The sequence below is a fragment of the Bradyrhizobium sp. UFLA03-84 genome (assembly GCF_002289535.1).
GTDB classification, from domain to species: Bacteria; Pseudomonadota; Alphaproteobacteria; order Rhizobiales; family Xanthobacteraceae; genus Bradyrhizobium; species Bradyrhizobium viridifuturi.
Genome location: NZ_NSJY01000013.1, coordinates 1,618,384 through 1,633,025 on the forward strand (window position 1 = coordinate 1,618,384; position 14,642 = coordinate 1,633,025).

Consider the following 14,642-nt stretch of genomic DNA (forward strand, 5'->3'; position numbering starts at 1 on the left):
TAGACGATTTTCTTTCTGCACTTATCAAAGGGAAGTGGGTTCAGATCAGCCCGCAGTCAGTTCGGCTGGCAGCCGGAATTCGATATTCTCTTCGCGGCCCGGAACAACCGAGACCGAGACCGGTCCGATGCGCCGCAGGGCCTCAATCACATCGTCGACCAGAACTTCGGGTGCCGACGCACCCGCCGTAATGCCGACGGCCTTGGCATCCTTCAGCCAGTCCGGGTTGAGCTCGCTCCCATCGGCAATGAGATAACTCGCGACGCCGACCTCGGTGCCGATTTCACGAAGCCTGTTCGAGTTGGAACTATTGGCGGCCCCCACCACCAAAATGACGTCCACCAGCTTGCTCAGGTCCCTTACCGCAGATTGGCGGTTCTGTGTCGCATAGCAGATATCCCTGATGTCCGGGCCTTGAATATCTGTAAATTTTGCCTGAAGGGCCGCGATGATGTCCCTGGTGTCGTCCACGGACAGGGTGGTCTGGGTGATGTAGGCGACCGGAGTATCGGTCGGCAGCCGCAATTCCGCCACATCCTGGACGCTCTGGACCAGCAGGACCGGTCCCGGAACCTGGCCCATGGTGCCCTCGACCTCGGGGTGACCGGCATGCCCGATCAGGATCAGGGCGCGGCCCTTCGAGATATAGCGTTTGCCCTGGTTGTGGACCTTGGTGACGAGCGGGCAGGTGGCATTGAGCACGGGCAGGTCGCGGGCTTCCGCCTCCTCCTCGACGCTCCTGGCGACGCCATGGGCACTGAAGACGGTCACCGCCTTGGCCGGCACCTCCGACAGGTCCTCGACGAAGATCGCGCCCTTCTTCTTCAGGCTTTCCACCACGTGCTTGTTGTGAACGATCTCGTGGCGGACGTAGACCGGCGGGCCATACTTCGCGAGCGCGCGTTCGACGATTTCGATCGCGCGCACGACGCCCGCGCAGAAGCCGCGCGGCTGAGCAAGAAACACTTCCATCGGTCGTCCGTTACGCAAATTGCACCAGCCTCATTCCAAGCCTTGCTTCCAAGTCCTGCTTCCAAGCCCTGCGGCCTTTTCGGCAACGCACTCCGCCAGGTCGGACCTCGCAACGTCAGTTGCAATGTCCGCACCATCTCAGGTCCTGCACGTGATCCGCGCCCTCAAGGGCATGGAAATACAGGGATTTGTGGCAAAAAGGTAGCGCTTCGAGCGGGTGGGCGGCCGGCAAGGAGGGGAATTTGAGGTAATATAGTGTGGATTTCAGGTCCTGCGACCGTCCGTCTCCCTCACTTGTTCGTCACTTTATCGCCCACTGATGCGGTTTATACCGGCACTCATGGCCGATCCTGTGGTTTGGAACCTCCTCGCCATCTCGTCGAGGAAGATAACCAAAACAACATTAGATCGGTCCCGGGAACTCCGCTACAGAGCGGGCGTTTTCGGCCATGCTTCCCCGAGATTAGAAAGAAACGAAGTGCTGACAAATATTGTCGTCTCCGTTGTTAGGACCTGTACGCGTTTTGCCCTTCCGGTTGTCATTATCTCTGTGCTGCTGTCGATCGGTGCCGGCTTCTACACGGCCCGCAATTTCTCGATCAACACCGACATCAACAAGCTGATCTCGCCGGATCTCGATTGGCGCAAGCGCGACAACCAGTTCGAGGAAGCCTTTGATCGCGAGCGGCTGATCCTGGCGGTCGTCGAGGCTGCGACGCCCGAGCTGACCAGCTCGGCCGCCAAAGCGCTCACCGCGAAGCTGCAAGCCGACAAGAAGAACTTCGAGGCGATCACCGCGCTCGGCTCCGGTGAGTTCTTCGAGAAGAACGGCCTTTTGTTCCTGCCGACCGAGGAAGTCGGCAAGGTCACCGGCCAGCTCGAATCGGCCGCGCCGTTGATCGAGATCATGGCAGGCGACCCTTCGATTCGCGGCCTAACCGGTGCGCTCGAGACCGGCCTTGCCGGCGTCAAGCGCGGACAGGTCAAGCTCGACAATGCCGCGCCTCCCTTCAACCTGATCTCCGAGACCGTCGAGACCGTCCTCGCCAAGGGCAACGCGACCTTCTCCTGGCGGGAGCTCACCAGCGACAAGCCACTGACCGATTCGGACAAGCGCGCCTTCATCGAGATCAAGCCGATCATCGACTACTCGGCGCTGGAGCCCGGCAAGGCCGCGACCGACGCGATCCGGCAGGCTGCGGCCGACCTGAAATTCCCCACCGAATACCACGCGCGCGTGCGCCTGACCGGACCAGTGCCGATCGCCAACGAGGAATATGCCACCGTGCAGGACGGTGCGATCACCAACGGCATCGGCACCGTGGTGATCGTGCTGATTATCCTCTGGCTGGCGCTGCATTCCGGCAAGATCATCTTCGCCGTATTCGTCAACCTGTTCATCGGCCTTGCCATCACCACGGCAGTCGGCCTGATGATGGTCGGATCGCTGAACCTGCTCTCGATCGCCTTTGCGGTCTTGTTCGTCGGTCTCGGCGTCGACTTCGGCATCCAGTTCAGCGTGCGCTACCGTTCCGAGCGCTACAAGAACGACAATCTGACGTTGGCGCTGGAAAACGCCGCGCGCCGCTCGGCGGTGCCGCTGTCGCTCGCGGCGATGGCGACCGCGGCCGGCTTCCTGTGCTTCCTGCCGACCGACTACAAGGGCATCTCCGAGCTCGGCAAGATCGCCGGCGCCGGCATGTTGGTGGCCTTCGTCACCAGCATCACGGTGCTGCCGGCGCTGCTCGACCTGCTCAACCCGCCCGGCGAGAAGGAGCCGGTCGGCTACGCCTTCCTGGCGCCGCTCGACCACTTCCTGGAGAAGCACCGCGTTCCGATCATCGTCGGCACGCTGCTGGTCACGGTCGCGGGCTTGCCGCTGCTGCACTACATGAAGTTCGACTTCAACCCGATCAATCTGCGCAACAAGCAGGCGGAATCGATCGCCACCTTCCTGGACCTGAGGAAGGACCCGAACACCGGCGCCAACGCCATCAATGTGATGACGCGCTCGGATGCCGACGCCAAGAAGATCGAGGCCAAGCTCGAGAAGCTGCCGGAAGTTTCGCGCGTGATGTCGCTCGACAGCTTCGTGCCGGAGGACCAGCCGGCCAAGCTGAAGCTCATCGCACAGGCGGCCAAGACGCTCGGCCCGGCGCTCAACCCCGACTCGGTCGATCCGGCGCCGTCGGATCAGGAGAATGTCGAGTCGCTGAAGAGCTCGGTCGACAGCCTGCGCAGGACCGCAGGCGACAGCAAAGGGCCGGGTGCGGTTGCCGCGCGCCGGCTTGCCGACGCCCTGCAGAAGCTCGCCGATTCGAACCAGGCAACCCGCGACAAGGCGCAGGACGTCTTCGTCGCGCCGATGAAGATCGTGTTCGACCAGCTTCGCAATACGCTGCAGGCCCAGACCGTCACGCTGCAGAACCTGCCGCCGGAATTGGTCGAGAGCTGGAAGACCAAGGACGGCCTGATGCGTGTCGAGGTCGAGCCGAAGGGCGATCCGAACGACAACGACAATCTGCGCCGCTTCGCCGACGCCGTGCTCGCCGCCGAGCCGACCGCGATCGGCGGACCGGTGTCGATCCTGAAGTCGGGCGATGTCATCGTGAATGCGTTCATCCACGCCGGCATCCTGGCGCTGGTCACGATCAGCCTGCTGCTGTGGCTGGCACTGCGCCGGGTCGTCGACGTGCTGATGACGCTGGTTCCGCTGTTGGTCGCCGGCATCGTCACGCTGGAGATCTGCGTGCTGATCGGGCTGCCGCTCAACTTCGCCAATATCGTCGCATTGCCGCTGCTGCTCGGCGTCGGCGTGGCGTTCAAGATCTACTATGTCACGGCATGGCGGCAGGGCAGGACGAATCTGCTGCAATCGAGCCTGACGCGCGCGATCTTTTTCAGCGCGCTGACCACCGCGACCGCGTTCGGCAGCCTGTGGCTATCCAGTCATCCCGGCACCGCGAGCATGGGCAAGCTGCTTGCGCTCTCGCTCGTCACCACGCTCGCGGCGGTGCTGCTGTTCCAGCCGGCGCTGATGGGCAAACCACGCGAAACCCTCAAGGAAGAGGATATCGCCAACGACGTCACCTGACGCGTTGGCGATCCGCTGTCGATCCGGCTTGGCGGCAGGCGCCGCCGAGCCGCGATTCGTCGCCGAGCGGGACTCGCGCGACGGTATCAGTGCGTAGGGCGCGCGATGTCCGGGAGCAGGCAGATATCGCCGACGGTGTCAGCGGACGCATTGGCGGCGCCCGGAGTACCTGCCGCCTGCTTCTGACCGGGCTTGGTGGCAGGCGCCACGGCGCCGGTGGTCTTCTGCGGCGCAGCCGATTTGGGAGCGGCGCCCTTCGCGGTCGGGGCAGCGGCCGGATTGCCTGCGGCACTCACCGGGATCGGCGGACCGACGCGGGTCCAGGTCTCGCCGCCGCACAGGAAGCCGAGCACGCAGCCCTGGATCTCGAGCTGATCAGTCCCGACCGGCTTGATGGTCGAGCTGTAGAGCTGGCCGTCCTTCGCGTTGTAGACTTGGCCTTCCCACGCGTCGGCGCCGGCCTTCTTCTTCATGTCGATCAGGATCGGCATGCCGAGTGTAGGCCTGCTCTGCTTCGCCGGATCAGGATTGTTCTTATCCTTGCCGCCGGGGGTTTTTTCCCATGACACCGCACCCCACATGTTGCCATTACACTGGGCGACGCGGATGGTGGCGACACCATCTGCGACCTTCCAGTCGCCGGTCGGGTCCGCTGCAAGTGCCGGTGATAATACGGTGGCCAAAAATAAACCTGAAAAGGCTATTGTACGCGCGAAAGTTCTTGGGCAGTGCAACATGGTCCAAACCTGTGCTTAACTAGACGATCCGAGCAGGGGTCAAAACGCCGCTAGCGAGCGTTTTAAGTTGACGAGATGGCCATCAACCGACGTATGTAACGAATGGTAAGTTCCAATTTAGACGTTTCCGAGATTTTTGTGGAGCGGGAGGGGCAGCGCGGTGCCATGCACACGCGTCACCTCAATGAGCAGCTCGTTCGCGTCCTCAAGACCATCGGCTATGACGTCGGCTTCCAGAAGGGGCAAGGCCAATACCTCTTCGATCGTCAGGGGGCTCGTTACCTCGATCTATTGAGCGGATTTGGCGTTTTTGCGATTGGCCGCAATCATCCTGACCTGCGCAAGGCGCTGAAGAGCGTGCTCGACGCCGATCTGCCCAATCTCGTGCAGCTAGATGTCTCGACCCTCGCCGGTGTGCTCGCGGAACGGCTTCTGGAGCATGTTCCATATCTGGACAAGGTGTTTTTCGCCAATTCCGGCGCCGAAACCGTCGAAGCGGCGATCAAGTTCGCGCGTGGCGCGACCGGCCGGCCGGGCATCGTCTATTGCGGGCATTCATTCCACGGCCTGTCCTACGGCGCCCTGTCGCTGACCGATGATACGAATTTCCGCAGCGGCTTCGAGCCGCTGCTGCCGGGTTGCACCCCGATCCCCTACAACGATCTCGAGGCGCTGGAGAAGGCGCTGTCGTCGCGGCAGGTCGGTGCGTTCATCGTCGAGCCGATCCAGGGCAAGGGCGTCAATATGCCCACCGACGAGTTCCTGCCCGGCGCGCTGGCGCTGTGCCGCAAATACGGCACGCTGTTCATCGCCGACGAGATCCAGACCGGCATCGGCCGCACCGGAAAATTCCTCGCGATCGAGCATTGGGGCATCGAGCCCGACATGGTGCTGCTCGCGAAGGCGCTGTCCGGTGGCCACGTGCCGATCGGCGCGCTGCTGACACGCAAGCACATCTTCGACAAGATCTTCAACCAGATGGACCGTGCGGTCGTGCACGGTTCGACCTTCGCCAAGAACGATCTGGCGATGGCCGCCGGCATTGCGACGCTCGATGTCATCAAGGCCGAGAAGCTCGTCGAGAACGCTGCCAAGCGCGGCGCCGAGCTTCGCCTTGCGCTGACGCGCATGGTGCCGGGTTATGAGTTGATGAAGGAAGTCCGCGGCAAGGGCCTGATGATCGGCGTCGAGTTCGGTCCGCCGAAATCGCTGCGGCTGAAGGCGTCGTGGAATCTGCTCGAGACCGCCAACAAGGGCCTGTTCTGCCAGCTCATCACGGTGCCGCTGTTCAAGGATCACAAGATCCTGACCCAGGTGGCCGGCCATGGCCTCCACACCATCAAGCTGCTGCCGCCGCTGATGATCACGGAACAGGATTGCAGCTGGATCGAGAAGTCGTTCGACGACGTGATCGCCGGCAGCCACAAGGTGCCCGGCGCGATCTGGTCGCTCGGCAAGACGCTGGTCGACAACGCAGTGCGCAAGTCGGCGTAAGCCTGAAGATACCGTAGCTGCGTAGGGCGGGTTAGGCGAAGCCGTAACCCGCCGCAGGTTTGCGGGAGATTGGCGGATTACGCCTTCGGCCAATCCGCCTGCAAATCACCCCTCCTTGTTCGCGTGCATCGCACTCTCGAACTTGTCGCCGAACTCGCTGAGCTCGTCGGCGCCGAGATCGCTGACCGCCCAGTAATTCAGGCCGCGGTCGCTCCAGCGCCGGATATTGAAGCCCTGCAAGGTCGAGATCTGCGCGGTCTTGCGTTCGGTATTCGCGGTCTGCGCCACGAACAAATTGATCACGTGCTGGCGCCGCTTGTAGACCACGGCGCCGATCTCGCGGGCGTTGACGTAGTCGAGCCGGCCGCCGATCAGCGTAAAGCCCTGCGCGGTCAGGTCGATCACCGGCGGCGAGACGTCGAGCTTGCCGTTGAACCAGGGCTTGACCGTATGCTGATCGGTCGAGACCACGTCGATCAGATGACCGGCCTGCAGCGAGCGCAAATGCGCCGACACCACCTCGTTCTCGATGCGCTGCTCGTCGTCGTTGCGCAGCACGATCGCGATGAGGCCCGTCGCCGCCATCGCCGATACCGCCGAGCCCATCGCGAAGCCGCGCAGCACCGAGCGCCGGCTCGGCGCGGCCTGCTGCTGCGGCAATGCCTTCTCGATCTTGCGGCGCAGCTCGAGCGGCGCCTTGTAGCTGACGTCGCTCTCGGCGATCGCCTGGCGGATCTCCTGATATTCCTTCATCAGGGCGGCGCAATGTGCGCACCCCTCGATATGGGCTTCCACTTCGCGTGCATGGCCGGCGTCGAGTTCGCCGTCGATCAGCGCGTGGACCAGCACTTCGGCTTCCTCGCAGGTCATTTCGCTTGCTCCTGTTCCGCGAGCCAGGCTGATCGCAGCATGGCGCGGGCGCGCGCGAGGCGGGACATCACGGTGCCGACCGGCACGGCGGCGACATCGGCGATCTCGCGGTATGAAAGATTCTGGATTTCCCTGAGCACAAAGGTCTCGCGGAACGGCTCGGCGAGCGCCGCGACCAGCTTGCGCACGGTGTCGCCGTCGAAGCGGCGCAGCATCTGCTTTTCCGGTGTCTCCGGGGCTTCATTCCACATCGGGGTCTGGTCGCCGCCCTCGGGCAGCTCCTCGACCGCCGTGGGGGCGGTCTTGCGGCGCGCATATTCGGCGCGGCAGACATTGCGCAGGATCGCGAACAGCCACGGCTTCATCGCAGGTCCCCGGTAGCTGTCGAAATGCTTATAGGCGCGCAGGTAGCATTCCTGCACTGCGTCCTCGGCATCGGCGGCATCGCGCAGCAAATAGCGCGCCAGCGTATAGGCGTCGTCAAGGTAGGGCAGCGCGGCTTCGCGGAAGCGCCGTGCCTTTTCGGGATCGTCTTGCGACGCTTTGACAACCATCGTGTCCTGCCCGGCATGTCGAGAGACGGCTTGTGCCCGGCCAGGGGCTGAGGGCCACCGGCCGGGCATGGCTGTGATTATATGGCTGGTCACGTTACCCAACCTTGATACTGCCTGTCATGTGCGGATGCAGCGAGCAGAAATACTTGTACTCGCCGGGCTCCGTGAAGGTGAACGAGAAGGTGCCGTCGGTATCCATGGTCTTGGAACGGAATTTTCCCGCGCACACCACGGTGTGCGGAATGTCGTCGCGGTTGGTCCAGGTCACGGTGGTGCCGACCTTCACGTCGAGCGGGTTCGGCGCGAACGAGAAGTTGTCGATGTGGACCGCGACGTCTTCGGCGCGGGCCGCGGTGACAGGCAGCAGCATGACCGCGACCACGGCGATCCCGAAGTCGCGTCGATTGATCGAACTCATCGGTGTCTTCCCTTAACCCTGCAGCGGCGTGTCGATGATCGCCAGCGGCTGGCTGTTCTGCTTGAAGTTGATGCTGGCGACGCCGAGCATGCTGCGCAGCTTGGCATCCTCGACCTTCATCGGGCCGGGCGAGGGCGCAGCACCCGGCGCCGGCTGCGGGAAGGCGGTCGAACGCGCGGTGTGGAAGGTGACGTTGCCCTCGACCTTCTGCATCACCTGGTGGATGTGGCCGTTGAGCACCGTGACCGAGCCGAAGCCCTTGACGTATTCCAGCGCGCGGGCGCCGTCCTCGGTGCCCCAGCCCCATTGCGGATAGACGGTCCACAGCGGGATGTGGGCGAACAGCACGATCGGGGTCGACTTGGAACGGCCCTTGAGGTCGTTCTCGAGCCATTCCAGCTGCTCGTTGCCGAGATTGCCGAGGCCGCCGCCCTTGAGATCGACGACGTTGACGAGGCCGACAAAATGCACGCCGCCGGCGTCGAAGGAGTAGTAGCCCGGGCCCTTGGTGCCCTTGCCGTAGCGCTCCTTGTAGAGCTTGACCTCTTCGTCGATGAAGTCGTGCTCGCCCGGCACGTAGTGCACGTCGAGCTTGGCCTGCGAGATGATGCGATCGGCGTCGTCGAATTCGGACGCCTTCGACAGATGCGTGATGTCGCCGGTGTGGATCATGAAGGACGGCTTGGCCTGCATCGCCTTGACCTTGTTGATCGCCTCCTCCAGCGTACCGATGGCGTTCGGGTTGGCCGGCTTGTCGAAGCCGACATGGCTGTCGCTGATCTGCATGAAGGTCATGCCGGTGGTGGCTTCGGCAGCGGCGGCCGAGCCGACGATGCCGAGCGAATGCGGCACGCCGCCGGTGACGGTCCACAGCACGCCGGTACCGGCCCAGGTCATGCACTCCAGCACCTTGCGTCGGCTGACGCCTTTTTCCTCATCGTGGTGATTGTGATCGTGTCCGCTCATGACAAGTCTCCCGTGGTCCCAGGGATTGGGTTTCCGGGAAGGTGATCGGCAGGCCCTGGGGTTTATTCCCGGGGCTTTGGAGGGGCTTGAGGGCAGGGATGACGATTTCGTGAGAGCCCGGCGGCCCGCCGTACCAGGCCAGCCAAGAGGCCCGCGCGCGACAGCTGGCCGCAAGGGCAAGATGCGCCATTGAAGGCGCCGCGCATGCGACGCTATCCACCCGGCAAACCCCTGATCGGTTGGAGGAAACCATGGGCAACGTGACCGGAGGCTGTCATTGCGGCGAGATTCGCTATGAGGTGACCGGGGAACCGGTCGTCCATGCGCTGTGTCACTGCACCGATTGCCGGCGCCATGCCGGCGCGCCGATGGTCGGCTGGGTGATGGTCGCTGAGGACGCCCTCAAGGTGACCAAGGGCGAGCCCAGGATCTACCGATCCTCGGAACACGGCCGGCGGCACTTCTGTGCGAATTGCGGCAGCGGGCTTTTCTACACCAACGGCAACATGTTGCCCGGCTTCATCGACATCCAGAGCGGCACCTATGACGATCCCGGCGCGATACCGGCCACCATGCACATCCAGGTGGCGGAGCGGCTGCGCTGGATGGAAACCGCGCATGAACTGCCGGCCTTCGATCGCTTTCCGCCGACGGAATGACAGATGGCCGATGAACGCGCCGGACACCATGCGCCCCGCAACATGGAAACGCGCTGCAACATCGATGCGCTACTATGGTGCAAACGCCACAAGGGCCTAACGATCTTTCTTGGCTCCGGGCAACCACATTCCCGTTTTGGTTTTGTTGTACGCCGCAGTAACCGTGAGTAATGCAGCAATCGCAAGGATTGCAATTGGGCCTAACACCAATTTGCTCAGGCTAGGTATGAGCGCGAGAACAAAAATGGGCGCGAGGACAATCACCCAAAGGGTCTGAATCCAAGCTGGGAGACGATATTTCGGCTCTGCCAAATCAATCTCCTCCAAAACCACCTGCTCCAGGTCGAACACAGCCACACACCGAAGTAAGAATTTAGAATTCGGCCACAACGCAAAAAAGATGATATGTAGCGGCCCGGCCGCGCCGCGGATCGATTTCCGGCCGTTATGGCGTTGGCGCCACAATACCGCGGCGATGAACAGCCGCAACAAAGCTGTCTTGCAGCCGTCAGCATAATGTCAGCGCTCCTGCTTAGGATGGCGGACTTCACTCGCCAGACCGAGAGATCATCGTGAGCGACCACGCAGGCGTTGAGCATCACGAGCACGCGGCGCGTTATCACCGCGAAGCTGCCGAGCACCGCGGCAAGCACTAATATCAGTTCCAGTACTGCGTGAGTGGCTTCCGCCGTCCCCGCGAGGGGGCGGCGATTTCTTTTTGCGGCGCCGTACGTGACGACTGCGTTAGTCCGCACCCGCCGCGAACGTCATGAGCGCAGCAATCATCAGTTCCGGCGCTTCCTGCGCGACGCAATGGCCGACACCATCGAAGGTCCAGCGGCTGGCGTGCGGGATCAGTGCCGCGGCGCGGTCGGCCATCTCCTTGTAGATCGGCCATGACTGTTCGGCGGTGGCGATGCGGACCGGGCAGGCGATCTCGGCGAACCACGGGAACGGATTGCCGCGGGAATCGCCGGCATAGATCTGCTCCATGGCCTGGAAGATCGGACCCAGCAGGGCCGACTCGATCTCGGGTGTGCAGCGCAGCCGCATGCGGCCGTCGTCGAGCCGCGCAAAGCCGTGATTGACGTAGGCCCATAGCGACGGTTCGGTCCATGGTGCGAAGGCCGGCGCGGCACGCAATCGCTGGAACAGATCATCGGCATTGTCGAATTCGGCGCGGCGGCGCAGCACGCCTTGCACCGACGCGGTCGCGATGTTGCTGAGACCGCCGGTCCGCTGCCTGCGCGGATCCATCGCGGTCGGCTCCGTCACGAACAGCCGCGTGAAGCGGTCCGGCAGCAGCTTGGTGGCCAGCAGCATGTCGGTCGCGCCGGCGCTGTGGCCGATGCCGCAGATGTCGTAGAGGTCGAGGCGCTCGACCACCATGCGGATATCGTCGGCGAAATCCCGGAAGTGATAACGATCGGCCGCTGGCTTGTGGCTGAGGCCATGGCCGCGGCGGTCGATTGCATAGACTGTGTAGTCGGAGGCCAGCGCCTCCGCGACCTCGGTCCACACTTCGGCGACGAAGCCGGTGCCGTGTAGAAGCAGCGCCACACGCTTGCCGGAGACCGGCTCGCCCCAGCGTGCCAGCGCGATCTGCGATCCGGCATCGCCAACGAAGATCCGCTGCGGCTGCGTCATGGGCTGCTATCGCGCATCCCTGAGGATCATTTCGGCGGCCTTCTCGGCGATCATCGCGGTCGGCGTGTTGGTGTTGCCGGAGGTGATGGTCGGCATCACGGAAGCATCCGCGATGCGCAGGCCGTGCAGGCCGTAGAAGCGCAGCCGCTCGTCGACCACGGCCATCGGGTCGTTCGCCGTTCCCATCTTGGCGGTGCCGACGGGATGGAAGATCGTGGTGCCGATGTCGCCGGCGGCCTTGGCGAGCGAGGCGTCGTCATCGCCGACCGAAGGACCGGGCAGGAACTCTTCCGGATGATACTTCTCCAGCGCCTTCTGCTTCATCAGTCTGCGCGTGGTGCGGATCGCGTCGGCCGCGACTTGGCGGTCGTCGTCGGTCGAGAGGTAATTCGGCGCGATTGACGGCTTGTCATCGGGCGCGGTCGATTTGATCCGCACCGTGCCGCGCGAGGTCGGCTGCAGATTGCAGGCGCTCACCGTGATCGCGGGGAAACGATGCAGGGGATCGCCGAACTTGTCGAGCGACAGCGGCTGCACATGGAACTGGATGTTGGCGCGCGAGCGCGTCGCATCCGACCGGGTGAAGATGCCGAGCTGCGACGGCGCCATGGTCAGCGGCCCGCGGCGGCGGAACGCGTAGTCGAGCCCCATCAGGCCGCGGCGCACGAGATTGTAATAGGTCTCGTTCAGCGTGCGCACGCCCGACACCTTGTAGATCGCGCGCTGCTGCAGATGGTCCTGCAAATTGTGGCCGATGCCCTGCACGTCGGCCACGATGTCGACGCCGAGCGGCGACAGCCATTCGGCCGGGCCGATGCCGGAGCGGTGCAGCACCTGCGTGGTGCCGATCGAGCCGGCACAGAGAATCACCTCGCCCTTGGCGCGTGCCTCGACCGCCTCACTGTCTTGCCCGTTGCCCTGGCGGAACAGCACGCCGGCAGCGCGGCCGCTCTCGATGATCAGGCGGTCGACCAACACCTCGGTCTCGAGCCTGAGGTTGCTGCGGTTCAGCACCGGCTTGAGGAAGCCACGCGCCGACGACCAGCGCCGGCCGCGCTTCTGGTTGACGTGGAAATAGCTGGTGCCTTCATTATCACCGGTGTTGAAATCCGGGATCCGCTTGATGCCCATTTCCTCGGCGGCATCGCCGACCGCATCGAGGATCTGCCAAGACAGCCGCGGCGCCTCGATGCGCCAGCCGCCTCCGACACCGTGATGCTCGCTTGCACCGAGGAAATGATCCTCCAGCTTCTTGAATGCCGGCAGCACGTCGTCGTAGCTCCAGCCGGTGAGGCCGAGTTGCCGCCAATGATCATAGTCCGCGGCCTGGCCGCGCATCGAGATCATGGCGTTGATCGCCGACGAGCCACCGATCACCTTGCCGCGCGGATAGGCCAGCGCGCGGCCGTTGAGGCCGGGTTCGGCCTCGGTCTTGAACATCCAGTCCGAGCGCGGATTGCCGATCGCGAAGAGATAGCCGACCGGGATGTGAAACCAGATCCAGTTGTCCTTGCCGCCGGCTTCCAGCAGCAGCACGCGCTTCGTCGGATCGGCCGACAGGCGGTTGGCCATGATGCAGCCCGCCGTGCCCGCGCCGACGATAATGTAGTCGAAATCACCCTCGAGCCTTCGCGGCATGTCCTCGTTCCCGGCAAGCGTCTTTTGTTGCTGACTATTAGTCAGACGCAGCCGGTCGAGACAAGCCCGGCGGTGGATACCGGGCGTGCGCCGGATGATCAGGGACGGCTCGGTTCGGCCAATGTGACCTGATGTCTCGCTCGGGGAACGCAGACGATCAGCGTCAGCATACCGATCGCGAGCAGCGCGCCGACGAGGGCGAGCGGTGCGTAGATGCTCCCGGTCGCGACATTCATCCAGCCGATCAGGGCAGGGCAGACGGCGCCGCCGAACGAGCCGATCGCGCTGATCAGCGCGATCCCGCCGGCGGCGGCGCCGCCCTCGAGCATCGCATTCGGAATGGTCCAGAACAGCGACAGGATCGCGAAGATGCCGACCGAGGCAATGGCGAGCAGCGTCACGGTCAGGAGCACGCTGCCCTGCGCGGCTTGCAGGGCGATGAAGCACGCTGCCGCGACGAGCCCGCAAGCGACCACGTGCCAGCGCCGTTCCCGAGTGCGATCGGAACTATAGCCGATCGCGACCATGCCGATCGCCGAGGCGACCGAGATCGCGCCGCTCAGCCAGCCGATCTCGGTGGTGGTCGCGACGCCGACGCGCTTCAGCAGCGTCGGCGTCCACAACAGGATGGTGTTGAGCGAGCAGAAGAACGCGAAGTAGATGAACGACAGCAGATAGACGCGCGGCTCGCGCAGCGCGGCCGCGAAGCTGCGCGTCGTGCCAGGCGTGGCGGCACGGTCGCGGGCGAGATCGCCGGCCACCTGTCGTCGCTCGTTGGGGCTGAGCCAGCTCGCGGCCTGAGGTCCGTCGGCGAGCGTGAGATAGGCGGCAATGCCGAGCAGCACCGCAGGAACGCCTTCGAGGACGAACAGCCACTGCCAGCCATGCAGGCCGTGGACGTCCTGCATGTGGTCCATGATCAGGCCCGACAACGGACCTGCGATGACGCCGCCGAGCGGCACCGCCATCACGAACAGGCTCGTCATGCGGCCGCGCACGCGGTCCGGAAACCACAGCGTCAGGTAATACAGGATGCCGGGGAAGAATCCGCCCTCGGCGGCGCCGAGCAGGAAGCGCAGCAGATAGAGATGATACTGGTTCTGCACCAGCGCCAGCAGCACGGTGACGGTGCCCCACAGCACCATGATCCGCAGCAGCGTCTTGCGGACGCCGATCCTGACCAGCAGCAGATTGCTCGGCACTTCGAGCGCGACATAACCGACCGAGAAGATGCCGGCGGCAAGCCCGAACACCGCGTCGTCGATGTTCAGATCATGCAGGAATTGCAGCTTGGCAAAGCCGATATTGAAGCGATCGATGATCGCAACCGTGTAGCACGCCAGCAGGAACGGGATCAGGCGCCAGGCGATCCGTCCATAGAGCCGCGATTGGGCCGCATCCTGCATCGAAACCTCCAAGTATTTCTTTTTGATTTGTTGAGTCGAATCGTGCCGCGACGGCACTGCGCTCCCTCGCCCCGCTCTTGCGGGGAGAGGGGTGGGGTGAGGGGCTGCGTCCGCATAGACGGAGAGAGTTGAGCCTGCGGAGGCTCCCCTTCACCCGGAATGCATCTGACGATGCATTCCGGCCTCT

At 63.8% G+C, this 14,642-nt stretch carries 13 protein-coding genes; 3 read left to right on the top strand and 10 right to left on the bottom strand.

The genetic code is table 11. From position 1 onward, the window contains the following. Positions 1 to 45 precede the first annotated feature (45 nt). Positions 46 to 972 (bottom strand): 4-hydroxy-3-methylbut-2-enyl diphosphate reductase, encoded by a 927-nt coding sequence (gene ispH / locus CK489_RS21620; RefSeq protein WP_050626212.1) that lies wholly within the window; start codon positions 970 to 972, stop codon positions 46 to 48. Between the two features lie 478 nt (positions 973 to 1,450). Between ispH and hpnN the strand changes: the two genes are divergently transcribed. Further along, complete coding sequence (gene hpnN, locus CK489_RS21625; protein WP_050626213.1) at positions 1,451 to 4,066, top strand: hopanoid transporter HpnN; 2,616 nt, start codon at positions 1,451 to 1,453, stop codon at positions 4,064 to 4,066. An 86-nt stretch (positions 4,067 to 4,152) separates the two neighbouring features. Here the strand turns inward: hpnN and CK489_RS21630 are convergent, their stop codons facing one another. Then, positions 4,153 to 4,803 (bottom strand): DUF2147 domain-containing protein, encoded by a 651-nt coding sequence (locus CK489_RS21630; protein WP_050626214.1) that lies wholly within the window; start codon positions 4,801 to 4,803, stop codon positions 4,153 to 4,155. A gap of 102 nt (positions 4,804 to 4,905) precedes the next feature. On the opposite strand from CK489_RS21630, the gene hpnO reads away from it, so the two are divergent. Beyond that, positions 4,906 to 6,297, top strand: a complete 1,392-nt coding sequence (gene hpnO / locus CK489_RS21635; protein WP_095733617.1) for an aminobacteriohopanetriol synthase HpnO — start codon at positions 4,906 to 4,908, stop codon at positions 6,295 to 6,297. A 105-nt stretch (positions 6,298 to 6,402) separates the two neighbouring features. Here hpnO and CK489_RS21640 read toward each other — a convergent pair whose 3' ends face one another. From CK489_RS21640 to CK489_RS21655, 4 genes are all read right to left on the bottom strand, one after another. Next, positions 6,403 to 7,167, bottom strand: coding sequence for an anti-sigma factor family protein (locus CK489_RS21640; RefSeq protein WP_095733618.1), 765 nt, complete (start codon positions 7,165 to 7,167; stop codon positions 6,403 to 6,405). After that, positions 7,164 to 7,721: a sigma-70 family RNA polymerase sigma factor gene (locus tag CK489_RS21645; protein WP_050626216.1), complete on the bottom strand. Its 558-nt coding sequence runs from the start codon at positions 7,719 to 7,721 to the stop codon at positions 7,164 to 7,166. The genes CK489_RS21640 and CK489_RS21645 overlap by 4 nt, the downstream gene beginning before the upstream one ends. A gap of 94 nt (positions 7,722 to 7,815) precedes the next feature. Continuing rightward, positions 7,816 to 8,139 (bottom strand): cupredoxin domain-containing protein, encoded by a 324-nt coding sequence (locus CK489_RS21650; RefSeq protein ID WP_095733619.1) that lies wholly within the window; start codon positions 8,137 to 8,139, stop codon positions 7,816 to 7,818. A 12-nt stretch (positions 8,140 to 8,151) separates the two neighbouring features. Next, on the bottom strand, positions 8,152 to 9,105 hold the full coding sequence (locus CK489_RS21655; protein ID WP_050420133.1) for a metallophosphoesterase family protein: 954 nt from the start codon (positions 9,103 to 9,105) through the stop codon (positions 8,152 to 8,154). Between the two features lie 251 nt (positions 9,106 to 9,356). Here CK489_RS21655 and CK489_RS21660 point away from each other — a divergent pair, with 251 nt between their 5' ends. Further along, positions 9,357 to 9,764 (top strand): GFA family protein, encoded by a 408-nt coding sequence (locus tag CK489_RS21660; protein WP_050626218.1) that lies wholly within the window; start codon positions 9,357 to 9,359, stop codon positions 9,762 to 9,764. 96 nt (positions 9,765 to 9,860) lie between these two features. On the opposite strand, the gene CK489_RS21665 is transcribed toward CK489_RS21660, so the two are convergent. From CK489_RS21665 to CK489_RS21680, 4 genes are all read right to left on the bottom strand, one after another. Then, on the bottom strand, positions 9,861 to 10,253 hold the full coding sequence (locus CK489_RS21665; protein ID WP_143278195.1) for a hypothetical protein: 393 nt from the start codon (positions 10,251 to 10,253) through the stop codon (positions 9,861 to 9,863). A 255-nt stretch (positions 10,254 to 10,508) separates the two neighbouring features. Then, positions 10,509 to 11,411, bottom strand: coding sequence for an alpha/beta fold hydrolase (locus tag CK489_RS21670; RefSeq protein ID WP_095733621.1), 903 nt, complete (start codon positions 11,409 to 11,411; stop codon positions 10,509 to 10,511). Between the two features lie 6 nt (positions 11,412 to 11,417). Further along, a complete protein-coding gene (locus CK489_RS21675; protein WP_050626221.1) occupies positions 11,418 to 13,049 on the bottom strand; it encodes a GMC family oxidoreductase in 1,632 nt (543 codons plus the stop codon). A gap of 98 nt (positions 13,050 to 13,147) precedes the next feature. Continuing rightward, a complete protein-coding gene (locus CK489_RS21680; protein ID WP_245350450.1) occupies positions 13,148 to 14,455 on the bottom strand; it encodes an MFS transporter in 1,308 nt (435 codons plus the stop codon). Positions 14,456 to 14,642 lie beyond the last annotated feature (187 nt).